Origin of the sequence: Mycobacterium asiaticum (genome assembly GCF_001673365.1) — a bacterium.
Taxonomy (GTDB): Bacteria; Actinomycetota; Actinomycetes; order Mycobacteriales; family Mycobacteriaceae; genus Mycobacterium; species Mycobacterium asiaticum_A.
Genome location: NZ_LZLS01000200.1, coordinates 1 through 17,638 on the forward strand (window position 1 = coordinate 1; position 17,638 = coordinate 17,638).

A 17,638-nucleotide genomic window follows, 5' to 3' on the forward strand; every position below is an offset into this window, starting at 1 on the left:
ATAACTACCCCGGCGTGTCGAGCAAGTGGGGCCACATCAAGCCGTCCCCCTGGGGCCAAATCAGGCTGTCATAGCCAAGCTGGTCTATTGCCACTTTTTGCACGTGCTGACATTTGTGGCAGCGCACGCTCGTGGTTGCAACCGTCACCTGCCTGGCATTACCTCTTGAAGTGATTCTGGGCTGGATAAATTCATTTTCGCGCCTCCTATGCCCGCCGGACCCATTTCCCGCGACGGGCAGCGACCACCCGCTCCACCTCACTGAAGTGCTGTTGCTCGGCCAGGGGTGGTCTCGACGACGACGTCGGCTCGATACGGCCACTGTCGCCAATCAGGAACACCGTCCGTTCGACCGGCATGTCCAGGAAGGCAGTCGGGTCGCTGGTGTCTACCTGTACAGGCGCGTACACGGACCATCCGAGCGGGAACCGGTCGGCAACCAAATTTTCTGTCGGGTAAGGAATTTTCCGCAGCTGGATGTACTCGCGAACTGCGGCGATCGCCTCGTCTTCGGACAAGTTCTCGGGCGCCTGCTTGATGTACGCGGCGATGTGGGCCTTCACCAGACGCTTGTTCCACCGCGAGAGGCCGTGGAATGTGCCGTACCACACTGCGAAACCGACCGCCAAGGCGAGCACCGGGTAATAAAACGTCAACGAAGGAGCAACCCAGGCCAGCGCGATCGCCATCACGTAGCTGCTTGCGAGCAGCAGCGCCGGCAAGACGAATCCCGCGACATCCACCGTTGTGAGAAACCGACTCAGCGGTGGTCGATCTTCGGGCAACCCGTCAGTGTCACCCGCCGCCATGTAGAAGCCGGCTAGGACCAGATAGATGACGAGCGGCGTGCCGAGGACGAACAGGGCGATAGTGAGGGTGGTGTCGAGGGTGTTGCTCACCTAGTCAGGCCGGCCAGGTTTAGTTGGTGCAGGCCGGTGTCGAGGTCGGGGTCGGCGAACTGGGCGAACACCGCTCGTAGGTCGTCACCACTGACGCTGTGCCCGGCCGCTGCGGCAAGGAGCTGCTGGCAGGCGGTCTCAAGACCGGAACCCACTATCTTGACCATCGCGTCGACGGTCTCGTCGGGTGTCCAGATCGCCGGTATTGGGTCGTCGAGCTCATCGAAGGTGTTGGTTGCCCCGCGCCACCAACGGCCTCGCTCCCACCAGAAGCAGAAGCTGAGCAGGCCGTTTTGGTTGCGAGTGTTCAGAACTGAGTCGTTGACCCAGGCGGGCGCGCCGCTGTACAGGTCGGGCAGCGGCTGGCCGTGCTGGTAGGCCGCTGCGAGCAAGGGTGAGTTCCAGCGGCCGCCGGAGAGCACCGCCCGGTCGCCGGGCAAGACGTACAGGGTCGATCCGCTGCGCGCGTCGGACTCGTACCAGGCCAGGCCGGGGCCGATCCGGGGCCCCCATGCGGAGCGTGCTCCGGTGTATACCGCCGAGAGCACCGCCCAGCGGGTCCACGTGTCGGGTAAGGGTTCGACATCGTCGGTTTCCGTCGCGCTACGGCCAGCGGCCTGATCCGCGCGCGCCGCCGCGGATGCCTGCGACGGTGTTCGGCCCTGGGCGGCCGGCCCGGCCAGGTAGCCAGCCAGCCAGATCGGCAGGTGTGGACGGGGATAGGTGGCGATGTCGTCGCGGTAGTGATCCGCGGGTTGCAGTTGGCCGTCCGGGAAGGGTTGGCCGCCGTAGTCGTATTCGGCGCTCAGCTGCCCTTGGTTAGTGACTGCCAGCATCATCCGCCACCACGGACCGGCCGACATCTGCGCGCTCACTTCGCGTTGAGCGCGCACCAAATCCAGCACCGACCGGGGAACGGTGACCGGCTGCAACCCCCGTTCGGTGGCGAATGCGCACTCGGCGGTCCCGGCGCGTACGGTCAACGCGAAGACCGCGGTGAATTCTCGCCAGCCTGCGGGGCCGAGCAGGGCCAGTTGTTGGGCGATCGGCTCAAGCATCGCCGCGGCTTGCTCGCCGATCTGTTCATCGCGACGGGCGGCCTGGGGATCCCGGGGCGGTGTGTGCTCTATCAGCGTGAAACCCCGGGCCACGGATGGGCGCTGGGCCTCGGCGTGATTGGACGCCTCGGCGAACTCGGCCATGAACGCGGCGGAATCCTGGTCCGCCCGACGGGCGAGTGCGCGCTCCTGCTCGGCAAACCGCTGCTGCGCAACCTGCGGCGGCGTCGAGGTTGAAGTCTGCTCGATGCGACCACTGTCTCCGATCAAGAACACCGTCCGCCCTACCGGCATATCCAAGAACGACATCGGGTCGCTGGTGTCGGCCTGTACCGGCGCATACACCGACCAGCCGGCTTCGAACCGGTCAGCCGCCAAACCTGTTGTCGGGTAATCGATTCCCGAACGGCGGACGTGGTCGATAACCGTGGCGATGGCTTGGGCGGCGTTGATGCTCATCGGTTCATTCGCCCTTCGTTGGGGCGTCGCCCGCGACCGGTCCCCAGTACTTATCGGCATTGGTGCGACGCAATGTGCGAAGGTCATCACAGACAGCCCTGACCGAAGATTCATCTGAAAACAGTTGTTGAATCCGGCCTTTGTTCTCCCGCACCCAGGCGACTTCTTCTATTGTGGACAGGTAGGTTATTTCAACCTGTCGATCGAGATACTGCCGTATTAACGATATCCAGAAATGATTGCTGGGTTCTTGGAGCAGAGTCGGTGCGACAGTCCACTGGATTTGTCCGCGGTCGTTGACGATTAGCCAGACTAAGATCGGGCCACTAACAGTCAATGATGCGTTAACCGTCTCTCCGCTGGTCTCGGAGTTGGTAATGCGATAGTCAGGATCGAGATACAAAATATCGAGGTATCTGAGAAAAAAATCAAGCAGCGTCCTCATTAATGGCCTCCTCTCGGTGACGGAACAAAAGTCGAATCGTTAATTCTTTCGTATCCGTGCGCCAGAATATATCTGAGTTCGGCACCGGTCCATGTGTCGGGACGAACTTCGTAATATGGCACGGATAGTGTGATGGTGTCGCGATTTGCTATCGCAATGTCGAGTACATGTTGGTTGGCGGCCGACTGTTGCACCGGCGGGTAGTTATCCCACAAATCGCCGAGGCTGAAGTAGCTCGCGCCGCGGCTCTCGGCAACCTCGATATACGACGGTCCTCCGCCGGGTGGTCGAAACGGGCCGAGGACCGTCTCGCCGCTTCCGGTCAGGTGTTGTTCGGAAAGCCGCAGCAATTCTGCGCTCATGTGATCGGGCGGGTTAGCCAGGGTGAAATCGGGACGCGCGGTTTCGGGGAACGTACCGAATTCGAACGGCAAGTCATGCGCTCTCGTCGATCCGTGACCGAGCGTTGGGTTCGGGTTGCCACCGGCGACATCGCCGACGAGCTCTGCTGCCTGCAGCTGAGCAGGATCGCCGTCCAAAGGGTCAACGGGATTGCCATACCGGTCGAGGTAGCCCACCGCAGTTCTGTCGACCGCGGACTCGCCCCACGCCGGCGGCCACCCGTTTTGCTCGAAGCGGTCACCCACCTGCTCGTAGAGGTGCACCGCGCCGCCCTCGTTTATTGCGACGTAGGCGTGACCACCCTGCTCAGGACCGCCGGACCATCTCGACACCATGATCGCCGCCGACCCCTCACCGTGCTGCAGCAGCGCCTCGTGGATCTCTGCGTAGCTGGCAAAGTGGGACGCAGACCCCCACGCCTGGAACAGATCTCGGGCCGGCACACCGGTCGGGCCGGGTTCGGTCTGCAGCACGACGTCGCGGCCAGAGTGTTCGACCAAGAAGTTGGTAACGACGTGTGCACACCGCGCATCGCTGACGGGGTGCTGATCGAAGACGGAATGCCAACGCGGATCCCAGAACCGACGTCTCAACTCGGAAAGGTCGGCGGGGTTTTCCAGGGCGCGGCTCTCCGCCGGCTCGACGGTGCGCCACCACCCGTGTTCAGAGCGGTCTACGTCGAATCGGTGTTGTTCGGGGTGAACCCGTTCGAACATGCCGGCGCCGATGCGGCCGAAGTTGGCCAGCGACTCTGTGCGTAGGCCTTCCGTCCGTGAGTCGAACCGGTAGTACGCCGAGTGGGTACCGGCCGTTCCTTCGGTTCTGCCAAGGAGGTGATCCATATAGCGCGGGAACTCGGCGGTTAGCCGGTGTGCCCCGAAACCTTGCATTGCCGGATCGAGGCCCAGACCGCGGCCGAAGGCGCGACCGTAGGTTTCGGGGAGGCGTGTGCCCAGTCCGTCCAGTGAGCGCGCGCCCAGCATGGTGACGGGGTCTCGCGACGAGGATGCGACGAAAACCCGTTCACCTAGCCCGAATTCGGACGCGTGCCGCACCGGCCCGGCACCCGGCGAGCCGGCCAGCGTGATACTGCGGGCATGCGTGGTCAGCTCACCACCATGGCCGGCGAAGCTGGTGGTGGTCGAACCATATGAGTGGCCGAACACGTCGTTGTTCGAGAAGTGGTTGCCGTCAAGGGCGATGGCGTCGCGCGCGGCACTGAACGCGGCGAGATCTCCGCGCAGGATATCGCCGCCGGCGCGCGCAAGCCGGGTGTGTGCGACATCCCAAAGGCCCCGAAGGCCTTGCGGTGCGTCGTAACCGATCCACGCTATCGACGCGACCCGCGCCTGGGGATGCTCCATCCGCACCGACTCGAAATGGTTCATCGCATTTGTGAGATTGCCACCGATGCTCTCGATCGTCGTAGAAAAACCTGGCACGTGCCACGAGACTGCGTCGGCGCGATGCGGATCGTGACCGACGCTGACCACCATCCGACCGTCGCCGCGGAACTCGTGCGGGTCGAACGCGAGGATGTGCACTTCCGCGCCGAGCTTTTCCGCTCTACCTCTCGCCTCGTCCAGCGCCCGGCGAATTTCGTTGTACCGGCCGAGTTCTCGTTTCTCGGGGCGGCTGAGGTGTGCACCTGCGTCTTTGCGTGACTGCAGCTCGTCGTGCAGCTGAGACAGTCGGTGATCGTTGGCTTGGGTACGCGCCCACGGCGGAATGCCTTCGGCGTTGCCGACCTCGCGAGCGTAGGAGTCAACCAGTGCACGTTGTTCTTCGCCGCTTAGTTCGCGCCACCACGCGGCGTTGTCTCTCGCTCGTTGCTCGCCAAACAATTTGTCGCCCAGGTGATGCCGAATTTCGTCCGGGCTTACCGGCGGAATCCGCTTCCACAACGCCTCGTTCGCGATGCGCTGGGCGTGCTGTGGGTCGGCATGCGAGGCAACGCCGCGTCCGCGATCAGCGGGCTCAGGATGTTGGTGGCTCGGGTCGTCCCCGGAAGCCGAAACATGCAGTCCGGCAGCTTCTTCCGGCCTAGCAAGCTGGTGATCGCCGGGCACCGACCCGGTGTGTGCTGGCTCATGGAGTGCTGGATGCGCCGCTAACGCTGCGTCGTCGCCTCCGTGGGCCAGACTCCCCGGTTTTCCCGACTCAGCCATTCCGCGTAGGACATCGCCGCGCTCGACAAGGGGTCCCTCGGATCGAAGAGGTAGGTGCGCTTGTGAATGGTCAGGGGATGCCGTTGAGTCGCTTCCGGTGGATCTTTCAACGACACTGCCGCCATCTGGTAGACGATGGTCTCCGGGTCCTCCCGAATGCGTTGGATCGTGATGTTCCACTGGTACGGATAAATCTGGTTCCCCGCGGGCTTCCCGGCGAGCTTCGCTGTCACGTAGTCCTCCGCGATCGTTTGCGGAGCCAGGCTCGACTGCACCGTCACGACCCCGGTCTGCGAATCGATCACCAAACTCGCCGAACCCACGTTCTGCCCCGCCGCGATCTCCTCGGGCGACATGATCCGTGAGCAGACCCAACCCATCTCGAACCGCATCACGTGATACGGCGTGCTGGGAAATATCTCGGCCAGGTAGGCCAGCGCTTGTTCCTCGGTGTCCAGCTCCACCATGTTGGCCTCCTTGTGAGGTGATATTCGGGCCGAAGTGGTCGGCAGCAATGGTCGTGTACCACAGCGAAGCTGATCGGTCGGCCAGTCGGGCCGGGGGATGGTCGGAGGTGATGTTGTGTTGGGGATCCCACCACACCGGACCGGAAGCGTCCCGCGGATAGACCACGACGGTCGCATGCGCGCCCGCGACGACCGGCCTGCCGTGTGCGTCGAACATCGGCTGACCGTGGTGATCCATCGCGTGCCACTCGTTGACAACCAGGGCCGAGGCTCCGGGCCCCATCTGTTCAATTTGTTTGTGCAGCGCCTCGAATTGTTCGCTCACCGAGAGTCGCCGGTCCCCTGAGTGCAGTCCGTCGCCCAGCCACGCCTTCGCCCGCGGGAAGCCGCTTCTTTCACCGCTCAAGTCGAGTGTGCCGTCCGGGAGCCTGTCCAAAAATCTGGGCGCGGAGACCGTGGGGTGTCCATGGAACGACGCCAGCGCCGACAGCGAGCAATCCACACAGTTGTTGGCGCGCCCGTCGACCGTGTGCCCGCCGTCATTGATGAGGTGCCCGTACGGATGGCTGCGCGGGTCGGCCCAGGTGGTGTAGCCGCCGTTTGGATCTTCCAAGGACTTGCGCACCGCAGTCTGATAGGCGGGATCCTCTACGGCACTGAGTTCATGAGGTCCGTAATTCCGGTGGTTGGCTGGATTGTCGAATCCGGTTGCATCGTGCGGGCCGGGACCGATAGGCGCCGGGTCATCGCCGCCGTGCGGTTCGTCGGGATCCGGACGTCGGGGCGGGTCATGTTGCCCCCCAGCGCGTTCCGATCCGCTACGAGCTGAAGGCTCGGCCGCCATCGACGTGACGGCCGGGTGGGCACCGTCGGCGAATACCGGCGAGATGACGGCTGACGGGATCAGAGTTTCGTCGTGGGGCTCGGAAATATCGCGATGATGCTCTGAATCACGCTGTCCGGCAGTGTCCTTGGTGTGTTCGGTTTCGACCTGCGTGAGCGGGCCGGCGTGCGAGTCCGCCGTCGATCGATCCTGGTGGGTCCGCGAATCCGATCTGTCGAACGGCTCGGCGGGATTGGACCTGTCGTGCCCGTCGCGTCCCGACAATTGGTGACCGTCACGTGCTGCGTGTGGGTCACGGGGCGCCTGGCTCTCACGCGGTGCCACGCCGTCACGCCGGGGTTGGGCATCCCGAGGCGGCTGGGCATCGCGACTGGGCTGAGCCTCACGCCCGGCCGCGGCGTCGCGGGATGGCGAGATGTCATGCGGCGCCACCACATCCCGGGGCACCACGCCGTCACGCGGTAGCCGGGCTTCACGTGCCGGTTGTCCGTCGCGCCCGGATTGCGCGTCTCTCGGCGACTCGACGTCCCGGCCACGCAGGTCCGCGTCGCGCACCGGATGGGACGTCGATTCTGCTCCCGCAGGCAGGTGCCTGACATCTGAACCACCATGCATTGCAACGGCATCCGCGGTACGCGCGATCGGCGTGCCAGCAGCCAGGGAGGCCGCCGCCGCGGGTCCCGATTCTGATAGTCCGGCCCGCGTGGCCGGTACTTGGGGAGTTGGAGGCTGCGTAGCGCCATGCGGACCCGGGGATCCGGTCGGCGCGGAAGCAACCTGTGGGGTGCTCGGTGGCGGAGCGCCGCCGCTCGACGAGCCGGTTGCGGGCGCGTCGACGACGCCCGGGTGGTTGGCTGGAGCGGCGGTGATGCCAGTATCGGCCAATCCGGTGTGAGCGGCTGGTGGGACGACATCAGCTCCATGCGAACCCAGATTGAGCGGGACGTCGACATTGCCACCCGGTGCTGCAACGCTTTCGGGGGAGCGGCCTGCGAACGTCGGTGCCGCATCGACCGGCGGTGTAAGCGAATGTTGGCCTGCGGGTAACGGTTCCACGGTCAACGATCCCGGCCGGTCCCCGGTCAGCGCGGTTGTGTCGGTGCCAATGTGCCCGCCGGGGCTGCGCACCCCGTCAACGGCACCGAACACGGCACCGGCGCCCAGCGCATCGGCGAGGTTCACGTGCCCGGTCAGTGCCTGTTGAGCCGCCAATGCGCCGCCGGCATTGCCGACGAACGAAGCGCCGAAGTTCTTCGCGCGGTTTCCTAATGCGGACCCTGCATCAAAATCGTGCGCGCCCTTCAAAACTGGCCCCATCACGGCGCCAGAGATCGCGCCGGACTCCACATCGTTCCAGAACGATGTGGAATCGAATTGGTGACGATTGCCTTGTATCGCCTGCTGACCCTGAATCCCGGCATTGAGAGCGCCGGACATGAGTGCGTTTGCCGCGGCACCCTCTAGCGCCCGCAGCACAACTTGGGCGATCACGCGGGCTACCGCCTCGGAAGCCACTTTGGCGACTGCGGCCCGAATGACTTGCGTTATCGCCGCTTCGGCCAGCGCGACGGCCCCGGCGATTTCAGCCGGCGCTGTCCAGTTGATCCAGGCGGTGGCGACCAAGGCTGTGATCGCCGCCGCCAGTGCGACTAGGTTCGCGATGAACATTTCCTTCGCGAACTCGATTTCGGTCGCCACGCCGTCGACAGCATCGGCCAATTGGCGCAACTGGCCGGCGATTTGGTCGATCGAGGACCCGTACGGTCTGAGCAGTTCGTCCAGCTTGTTGTGAATGTCGCCGGAGGTGAACCCGGCGAGCGTCGTCTGGGTGGCCGAATCGAGATCGTCCTTCAAGCCCTCCAGTTGGTCAGCGTAGTGACGCCATTTATCGCGCTGCCGCCGACAGGCCGTCTCGTCGCCCTCGGGGAATGGCTCGCCGATGAGGTCGCCCACCCAGCGCAGCCAGCCGGGAAGTTCAATGCCCACAGATCACGCGCCCAACGTCCCGCCAGCGTGTCACGGCAATGCTTTCCGGCGTACGCCCGCTAGCCGGTGACGCCGCCATCGCGTGCGATGATGGCGTCGGCCGTTTCGGTGAGTACTGGCGCGACGCTGTCCACAGTCTTCTTGAAATCGTCCGCGTGGCCGATCACAGTGGAACGATCCGGGTCGAACTTGGCGGCGAACTGCGAACCGATCTTGTCGTGAGACCACGGTGAGTCACCGGCCAGGTCTGCTTTCAGGCTGTTCACCAATGAGCCGAGTTCGTGTGCGAGAGCGTCGAACTTGCCGATCCCCGCCCGCGCGGTTCCTTCGTTGTATTCGAATTGTTCCGCCATGTACTTCTCCTTATTCGCTCGCTCGCAGGCGCAGTCTGCCGAATCAGTCCGTGTCGCGAATAGTCAGCTGCCAATCCTGCGGATCAGCCCGGTGCCGTTCTTCTTCTTTGTCGAGTTGTTCTGCAGCAGAGCGTCGTTCGCGTGAACCGGGCGCCGAGAGCGGTACCTCGGGTCGCATCGCTTTGAACTCTGCTATCTCGTCGATCGGTTGGACTCCGAACTGAGCCACTTGTTGCCATAACCCGGCTTGAAACTCGTTGGTCTTCGCCCGCATCTTGGCCGCGGCGGCCTGCGCGGCCTGCACGACGGCAGCGCCCGCCTCGGCGCTGGTGGCCTCATCGAACAACTTGTCATCGAATTCGACCTGGACTATTACGCCTTGGGCATTTACCCACACGTGCACCAGGTCGTCCTTTGACGACGCGTCGGCGGTCTCGATCGCCATCCGCTGAGCGGATTGGGCCGCCGCGCCGGTGAACTCCTGCAGGTGCGACAACAACCGGTCGACGTCGAGGCCTTCGGAATTCACACCCCCGAACAGGTCGCCCAAACCGCTCACGAACTCCCCCATAGCAATCAGCTCTAGCTGTGCCGACAGTTTACGGCGTCTCCGCGCGACAAATGCGCGCGAGTTTGGGCCCCGAGATCAGTTGCGCGAACCACGGGGGCGGCCGCGTCGACGCGGACGGACTTGATAGCCCCCCCGTTCGGCGAGGGCACGCAGCCGGCGCAGTGCAAAATCGCGAGCCCGCCCCGACTCCGGGATCACCACTCCCGCCCAAAGTCCTTCCACACCTGTGGCTTGGTAGGCCTCACTGGCGCACAGCCATCGTCGTGGACAGGCCATGCACATCGCCTTGGCGTCCTCGTCGGGCTCGGTTGTCGTCCACCGCTCCGGTTCGGTGGTGCACGCCGGAACGTACTCGTTCAGCGGAGTGGACAACGGAATTGCCACTGCAGTCATCGCGTTCCTCCCAGTTCCGGCGCGTATGCGCCGCCGATGAGACGACATAACCACAAATCTAGCACTAGTGCAACAATTAAAACGTAGCAGCTACAACTTTACGTTAATCTCGCCCGGTGTTAGACATGTGTACTACAACTGATCTGTCGCACACGTCTGTTCGGATTTCTACCACTTGGCCGAATCCCGCGGGTGAAAATGGCGTATCTGCCGGTCAAGCCCGATTCGTGTCCGCTGATGTCGGACGTGGGGATGTAGCGGGAAAGATGTAGCATCTACCCACGCAGTGCGGGAGAAGGCATGTGCGGTGAATCTTCGGGGTCCGAGCGGGGGAGTAGCTCAGTGACGTCTGACCAGGCCGTCTTCAAATGGCCACCTGCTCTGGTGGTTCGACTCGGCGACAAGGTTCACACCCTGGACCCCCGCGCCGGCATCGCCGTCATCGGCCGGGACGACTCGGCCACCGTTCGGCTTTCCGACGAGCGCATCTCCCGGTGGCACGTGCGGCTCGAACCGCACCGGGACGGCTGGCAGGCGATCGACACCAGCACCAACGGGATGTACCTCGACGGTGTGCGGCGCAGCTCGGTACTGGTTTCTGGGGCCACCACCTTGCACCTGGCCAATCCCGAGGGGTTTCCGGTCACCTTGGCGCCTGACATGGCCCCCGACACGTCGGGAGATGTCACCGGCGTGATCGAGGTGCCCGAGCCCGACGAAGACGAGTGGTGGGAAGCCGACATCGACCCAGGCGTGGCCCGTGCCGGGCTTGCCGTCGCGGCGCGTCGCAACGAACTCGAAATCACCCAGCGCGGCCTGGCCAAAGACAAGATCATCAACGCCGGCACGTTGATCGCCTTCGAGAAAGGCCGCAGTTGGCCGCGTCGCGGCACGCTGGCCAAGCTGGAGAAGGCTCTGCAGTGGACCCCTGGCACGATTGCCCGGATCCGCAGCGGATCCGGAGTACTGCCGATCAGCGGTCCTGCCACGGCGCCCGGCGAAGTTCCGGGCTTCGCTGAGGAGGCAACCGAGTCGCTGACCGACACCGTTCGGGCCCCGCTGATGGCCGAGGCCGTCGAACTGGCGATGCACACGATCACTGCGGCCACCTCCGAGCTGCCCGAGCCCACCGATCCCGCGTTCACTCCGAAGGTCACCAAGATCCTTGCTGACCTGCGCAAACTTGAGCACGTGGCAGCCAGCGCAGCGCGCAACGCCAAAGGCACCCCGTCGGTGGTGCTGGCGCTGAGCACTGTGCGCCGGACCTACAACGACGTGATGGCCCGGGCCGCGCGGTCACCCAACGCGACGTTGGGCCAACGCCTGTACGGGGCGCGGCACCGTGCCGAACTGAGTCTCGAGGAGGCCGCCGCGGCTGCGGGTCTTCCCGCGAGCCTGCTGGCCGACGCCGAGGCCGAGCGCCCCGTCTCGGCGGATGTCGCCGCGGCGATCACGACGCTGATCGGGCAGCTGTCGATCAGTTAGATACTCGGTGCTCGGGCTCGCTCACGGATGGCTGCTGCTGGGCGGGGACCGGCGCATGCCCGGCACTGTGCTCGCCGAACACCGGTGACGCGGACGGCTGTGCTGCTTGCGCCCCGGGTGCCGGCCCAGCAGATGCCCCGGTGTTCTCGCCAATGAACTCGGTGTAACTCGCTTCCTGCGACGCCGCAGCCGCAGGAGCTTCGACTACTGCGACCTGATGGGCCTCGTGCTGGGCGTGCGCGGCGCCGGTGTCGTATCCGGATTCGGCCTGTCCCTGGTCGGCGTACTGGCCGTAATACTGAGCGGCGGCTTGCGCATACTGCTCGGCGTACGCGGTGTACCAGGCCTGCTGCTCGTCCGACGCGCTCGGCTGAGCCAGTAGCGCGCCCACCGCGGCAGCGGTCTGCAGTCCGTTGGCTACCACCACGACCCACGATGCCCACCCGGGCTGGATGCCGTCGGGAACAACGAGCACGCTCGACAGCGCGTCCAGGAAACCAATCGCGGCCAGCGCGGCGACGATCTTGCCCGCGGGCGTCTGCCGGGGTAGCAGCCCAAAGGCGGCGAGCAAGCCCGCCAGCACCGCGAAGCGCACCTCCCAGTCGATTCCAGCGGTAGTAAGCATCGGGCCGAAGCTGACCAGATAGGAACACGCGCCCAGCAGCACCACCGCCAGCATCAAGTGCCGATGCGACACCTTCGCGCCGCCTTCCGGCTCCGACGACCACTGCGAGTAGCTGCCCGAACCGGGCCAGCCGCTGGACTGGTCGGCCGCGTAATAACCCTGGTTGCCCGGGTACGACATGATCACTCCTTCGAACCGCCCCGCGCGGGGTGACCTGGATTCACGCTAGCGCACCCGGTGATGGCTAACCGGCACCGTTCTCGGTGGTTCAGTCTTCCGCGGCGAACGACGCTTTCAGATAGCGCATCTCTTCGTCGGTGGCGACCATCGTGACCACCGACGAACCGGTCCGGGTGCTCACCTTGACGGTGTCGGTGTCGACGTTGAGCGATTCCAGCGCGACGTCGGCATTGGCGGTCACCGCGGACTTCGGCGGAACGACCACGATCGCGGTGACCCCGACCCGCACCGCCTGCTCGGCCACCCCGTCGAACATCTCGACCGAGTAGTTGCGGTCGGCACCGGCTTGCATGGACCCGCGGTTGAAATCGGTGACCCACAACAGGTCATGGTCGTCCACTTCGTCGACCATGGTGCGCCACTTCGTCGGGCGCCGACTATGCACCAGCACGTGCGCACCCAACGCCAGCGACCGCAGCACCACCTGCTGCGCCAGGTGCAACGTACCGGCGATCTCGACTCGCCGGATCTGTGGACCAAACAACGACAACGCCACCGCCCGGCCATGATCATCGGCACCGACCACCTGCCCGCACCCCGAAGCAGGTACGTGAAGGTGCTCAAAATCGTTGGCCCCGTTGACATTCGAGTAAGCCCACTTTTCGACCGGGCGCGGCGGGGGCGGCACCGGCAGGCTGGCGGCCAGCGCCGAATACTGGTGGCCCCGCAGGTGGGTGAGCCCACGCAGCTGAATGCGGGCCCGCCCGTGGGTGTCGAATCTCGCCAGTCCCCGGACCTGGACGGGACCGGTTGGCCGGTCACGACGCAACGATAGGGACATGGTGGTCGAGTAGCTCGGAATGGTCCACAGCAGACCGAGGCCTGCGGTGGTCAGCATCCGCGGCTTGATGGCGAAGCTGCGCAACCGGAAACGACCTTCCCGGCAGGTACGCCACGTCTCCTCGACAGTGGCCAAATCCACGCCGTCGGTGAGCTGGTTGACAGCCTGGCCGATCTCGCTGGCCGTGAGCACCCGAGTGCGCAGGCCACCCTCGGTCAGCCGGTTGGCCACCCGGCGCGTCGCGGTGGTGGCCGCGCGCAGGATCCCGTTTCGGCCACCGCCCCGCCGGCGCACGGCGGCTGCGCAACGCGACGGGTCCAACCGGACGGCGATCCAGACGTTGCGCTGCGCGATCGCCGGCAGTGGCCCGAGGACCGCGTCGTACACCGCGGCCACCTGACTGTGCCCCTGAGACCGGGCGCCCTGACTGAGCACGTCGATCGAATCCAACGTGATGTCGAACTGTTGCAAGCATTCCACCAGCGCTTGCACCGGCACGGTTTCACCGGAGACCGTCATGCCGGGCTCCATGATCGTCATCGCCTGCGGATTCTCTTCGATCTGCAGCAACGACATCAAAGTGCTTCCATCCCAACGGAAGCCGATGAGCGCGCCGTCAGACGCCGGCACATCAAATGGTTCCGCGTAGTTCGTCCGCTTGGAGCGAATTCGGCTGCGGATTCGCCGTTGGCGCCAAAAGCCGGTCCGCAGCGCGACGAGGCGCGGCAACGACAGTCCGCGCACGCGGATCACCAGCACCAGCGCTACGGCCAGCCCGACCAGGCTGCCCTGCCAGCCGGGAAATCCGAGGATCGGAGCCGCCACCGTTCCGGCCGCCACGAGTAGTTGCAGTACCAGCAGATCGACCAGGGGCAACAGGCGCTGGGCGCCGATGTCGATAGTGGACCGCAGTTCGTTGGGCTCCGATGGCGCGCCCCGGCTTCCAGAGGTCCTCGGAGAGATGGTTGAACCACGCGGCACAGTCGAATTCCTATCACAGCGTGGAGGTTAAATTCGTGCGCCTTTAGCCCTCGGGGCTGTTATACGCTACCGAGGCTCGGTGCTTGCCAGACGCTGATGGGGGTGGTTATGCCCGCGCAAGTAACGACGCGCGCGCAGGTGAACGGCTATCGGTTTCTGATTCGCCGACTCGAGCACGCGCTGATCCGTGCCGACTCCCGGATGATCCACGACCCGATGCGCGGGCAGATCCGGTCATTGTTGGTCGGCCTGGCGATTGCCGTCCTGATCACCGGCGCGTGCGGCGTGCTGGCGTTCTTCAAACCATCGCCCAACATCGGCGATGCGCAGATTCTGCTCAGCAATTCCGGTGGCGGCCTTTACGTCCGCATCGGCGACCGCTTGCACCCGGTGCTCAATTTGGCCTCCGCGCGGCTGATCACCGGCAAGCCCGACTCACCGAAGTCGGTGAGCGACAAGCGGCTACACCAGCTGCCGCGCGGTCCGATGGTGGGAATTGTCGGCGCTCCCACCAGCATTCGCGGTGGTGCCGACATGCGCATGTCGGGCTGGACGGTGTGTGACAGCGTCGAGACACCTGACGTCACCAAGGCCATCGGCACGGCCAAGGTGCAGACGACCGTCATCGCGGGCGACCTCACCCTCAGCGACGACATCCGTCGCGCCTCGCCCGCGCAGATGCTGCTGGTCAGCGCGGGCAACTCGGTCTATCTGATCTACGACGGCGTGCGCGCGCTGATCGATCCCACCGACTCGGTCGTCGTCGACGCTCTGCATCTGCAGAACGCGCAGACCCGCCCCATCTCGGTCGGTCTGCTCAACGCTTTCCCGCTGGCACCGCCGATCCGCCCGGTCCCGATTCCGGGCGCCGGGTCCGCCATCCCGGGTCTGCCAGCCGGATATGCGGTGGGCTCCATCGTCAAGACCGTCGACTCCCGCGGCGAGCAGCTCTACGTAGTGCTTGCCAATGGGCTGCAACCGGTTTCGTCGGCGACCGCTGACATCATCCGGTACAGCAACCCCAACGACGCCGCCGCACAAGGGACGCGCGAGGTTTCGCCGGCGGTGGTCAGCCGGGTACCGATCGTGCACAGCCTCCCGGTGGACCACTATCCGACCGTGTCCCCGCAAGTGGTCAACCTCGAGCCGGACCGGGTGGTGTGCATGGCGTGGGAGCGCGCGAACAGCGCCGCAGTGGCCACCATCCGGTTGCTGGTCGGCCATCGGCTCCCGTTGCCCGACGGCGCAACGCCCGTGGGTTTGGCCACCGGCGACGGTAACGGCCCGGGGCTGGACTCGGTGTACGTCAAACCTGGTACCGGCGAATACATTCAGACCACCGGTGGTGAAGCGGACAGTCGATCCACCGGCCAACTGTTCTATGTCTCCGACACCGGCGTGCGCTACCACATCAAGGATCTACCCACCGCCGCCGCACTGGGAGTCACCGGTGTCCACGAGCCGCGCAGCAACGCCGATGTTCCCCAGTTGGCTCCCTGGACGGTGTTGTCACTGCTGCCGGCCGGACCGGAACTGTCGCAGGAAGCGGCACTGGTCTCCCACGATGGGATGGGCGCCGACCCGCGCGGCTCCAAGGTCGAGCCACCGAAGTCCTGACGCTCGGCGGGACTAGTTGCTGCCACGTTCGAGTGAACTTGTCTTTTGCGGCGCCGAGACCGAAGCCCGCTGAATGAGTGTGCATGCAAGGCTTGGAGTGTGCAGCCTTGGTGGGATTTCGCCGATTATCCCGCCGTGGGTTAACACCGAAAGCCGTCGCTGCACAACCAAAGCCAAGAATTCACACTGAAGCGGTGGACCAGACGCAACGCCCTCGCGCGACACCGACGTCATAAGCAGACGCCATAAGCAGACACGCTCTAGATCCGGAGCTCGCGAAACATCGCGTAGAGCCGGATGATCCAGCAACACAGCGGGAACACCAGCACGATCGCCAGGTACTCCAGCAGTTCCACCTGTCGGCGCATCACCGGGGAGAACTCCAGCCGCGGAGCGATAACGCCGCAAGCCACCACCAGCGCCATCAGCACCACCAAGGCCAGGGTCGCGTAGAACTCCCACCCGTCGAGTCCGACCGCCATCTTGATTATGGTCAGCAGCGCGATGGCCAAACCGGCGCCGATCAGCGTGGCCGACTGCACCAGATCGTGATGGCTGCGCCCCCGCAGGCACAGCACCGTTGCCACCACGAATGCGAAAGCTGTTCCTTGCCAATAGAATTCACCGCTGACATCGACGGCGAGGTAGCAGCCCGCGGTGGCGGTCATGGCGGCGGCGGCCAGGACACCGGTGAGATATTGGCTGGCCCGCCGGACCCGGATGATCATGCCTTCCTCGGTGGGGATCACCTGCTTGCCGATCGCGTTGACACCCTCGACGGTGGTTCCACCCTGGGTTTCGATGTCATCGAGCGGTTCTCCGGCCGTCGGTACCCGCGGCACCGGCAACTTGGCCAGCAGGATCGTCACCCGGGGGGAGAGGTAGACAACGATTACCGAGATCGTGGCCAGCACCGCACCCACGGATCGATTCGGCGGATTCCACAACATTTCGACCACCGAGGCAAGGCCGCCGATCAACGCGAGCGTGATCACCGCGGTATGCAGCGCGCGGCCGCGGCCGGTGATCAGCAGCACGAGCAACGATGCCAGGCCGGTCAGGCCAAACGCCATCGGCAGCGACTTCGGCCCGAAACCGTCCGGTACCACGTACAGCGAACCGCCGAACAACAGCGGGGTACCCATCGCGGCGACCCACTCCGAGCGTCGGGCACCGGCGCTGCGGTGGGCGATCACGCAGGCGGCGATAACCGCCAAGACTCCCGCGGCGAGGGCGGTTGCGGGAATGTAGCTGTGGACAGCTTGGCCGGGCAGCAGCAAGGCTGCGGTGAGCGTGGCCGCCAACCCCACGCTGAAGCAGGTGATTAGGCGAGAATCCCGGGACAGCCAACTGGTCGCCGCGTTCTTGGCCGGCCCGATGCCGTCGTCCTCGGAAGCGAATTCCAGGTCGTCGAACAGCATCGGGCGCGGCGGCTGGTCGATCTCGCGGATCGTCAGCAAATCACCGTCGTAGATGCTGGCCTCGGTGAGCGATCGGTTGGGGTCGATCGCGTCGTCTCCCAGCCGGGCCAGTGTCCACATGCCCTCGGTGGTGTCGAACGCAATCCGCTCAAGGCCGGGGTCCGTGCCCGAGTTGGCCGCGAGCTGCTCGTTGGCGATGTCGATGACGTCGTCGATGAAGGCGGCGATGCTGGTGTTGGCCGGCAATCCGACATCTAGGCGCAGCCCGCCGACCGCCAGTGTGACGCGGCTGAGCGTGGGCTCGGCCTCCGATTCGGCGTCTAATTCAGACAGCGACGGCGGTAGAGTCATCGCTATCGGCCTCCTGCGCGTTGTGTCATTCGCTGGTGACATTACCCAGGCATGCGGGCCCAATTTGTCGCCTGTTTGGAGTTTCGGGGAAT

General features: G+C 65.0%; 12 protein-coding genes. 2 read left to right on the forward strand and 10 right to left on the reverse strand.

The features are described 5' to 3' along the window. Positions 1 to 206: 206 nt before the first annotated feature. From A5634_RS23520 to A5634_RS27715, 7 genes are all read right to left on the reverse strand, one after another. Complete coding sequence (locus tag A5634_RS23520; protein WP_065146442.1) at positions 207 to 899, reverse strand: hypothetical protein; 693 nt, start codon at positions 897 to 899, stop codon at positions 207 to 209. Beyond that, the gene (locus A5634_RS29705) at positions 896 to 2,416 is read right to left on the reverse strand and encodes a hypothetical protein (RefSeq protein WP_065146443.1); all 1,521 of its coding nucleotides are present in this window, start codon (positions 2,414 to 2,416) and stop codon (positions 896 to 898) included. The genes A5634_RS23520 and A5634_RS29705 overlap by 4 nt, the downstream gene beginning before the upstream one ends. 4 nt (positions 2,417 to 2,420) lie before the next feature. Then, entirely contained in the window at positions 2,421 to 2,861 is a 441-nt protein-coding gene (locus tag A5634_RS23530) for a hypothetical protein (RefSeq protein ID WP_065146444.1), read from the reverse strand. Then, a complete protein-coding gene (locus A5634_RS23535; protein WP_065146445.1) occupies positions 2,861 to 8,728 on the reverse strand; it encodes a toxin glutamine deamidase domain-containing protein in 5,868 nt (1,955 codons plus the stop codon). The genes A5634_RS23530 and A5634_RS23535 overlap by 1 nt, the downstream gene beginning before the upstream one ends. Before the next feature lie 59 nt (positions 8,729 to 8,787). Next, positions 8,788 to 9,081 (reverse strand): hypothetical protein, encoded by a 294-nt coding sequence (locus A5634_RS23540; protein WP_065146446.1) that lies wholly within the window; start codon positions 9,079 to 9,081, stop codon positions 8,788 to 8,790. 43 nt (positions 9,082 to 9,124) lie between these two features. Next, entirely contained in the window at positions 9,125 to 9,652 is a 528-nt protein-coding gene (locus A5634_RS23545) for a YbaB/EbfC family nucleoid-associated protein (protein WP_065146447.1), read from the reverse strand. Between the two features lie 75 nt (positions 9,653 to 9,727). Continuing rightward, a complete protein-coding gene (locus A5634_RS27715; RefSeq protein ID WP_081290620.1) occupies positions 9,728 to 10,045 on the reverse strand; it encodes a WhiB family transcriptional regulator in 318 nt (105 codons plus the stop codon). 342 nt (positions 10,046 to 10,387) lie between these two features. Here A5634_RS27715 and A5634_RS23550 point away from each other — a divergent pair, with 342 nt between their 5' ends. Beyond that, positions 10,388 to 11,530 (forward strand): FHA domain-containing protein, encoded by a 1,143-nt coding sequence (locus A5634_RS23550; protein WP_172831770.1) that lies wholly within the window; start codon positions 10,388 to 10,390, stop codon positions 11,528 to 11,530. Here A5634_RS23550 and A5634_RS23555 read toward each other — a convergent pair. Further along, positions 11,523 to 12,335 (reverse strand): DUF5336 domain-containing protein, encoded by an 813-nt coding sequence (locus tag A5634_RS23555; RefSeq protein ID WP_155769684.1) that lies wholly within the window; start codon positions 12,333 to 12,335, stop codon positions 11,523 to 11,525. The two genes, A5634_RS23550 and A5634_RS23555, sit on opposite strands and share 8 nt — an antisense overlap. Before the next feature lie 88 nt (positions 12,336 to 12,423). Next, positions 12,424 to 14,157: a type VII secretion protein EccE gene (gene eccE / locus A5634_RS23560; RefSeq protein ID WP_253861852.1), complete on the reverse strand. Its 1,734-nt coding sequence runs from the start codon at positions 14,155 to 14,157 to the stop codon at positions 12,424 to 12,426. 108 nt (positions 14,158 to 14,265) lie between these two features. Here eccE and eccB point away from each other — a divergent pair, with 108 nt between their 5' ends. Then, entirely contained in the window at positions 14,266 to 15,774 is a 1,509-nt protein-coding gene (gene eccB, locus A5634_RS23565; RefSeq protein WP_065146449.1) for a type VII secretion protein EccB, read from the forward strand. 260 nt (positions 15,775 to 16,034) lie between these two features. Here the strand turns inward: eccB and eccD are convergent, their stop codons facing one another. Then, positions 16,035 to 17,546, reverse strand: coding sequence for a type VII secretion integral membrane protein EccD (gene eccD, locus A5634_RS23570; RefSeq protein WP_065146450.1), 1,512 nt, complete (start codon positions 17,544 to 17,546; stop codon positions 16,035 to 16,037). Positions 17,547 to 17,638 lie beyond the last annotated feature (92 nt).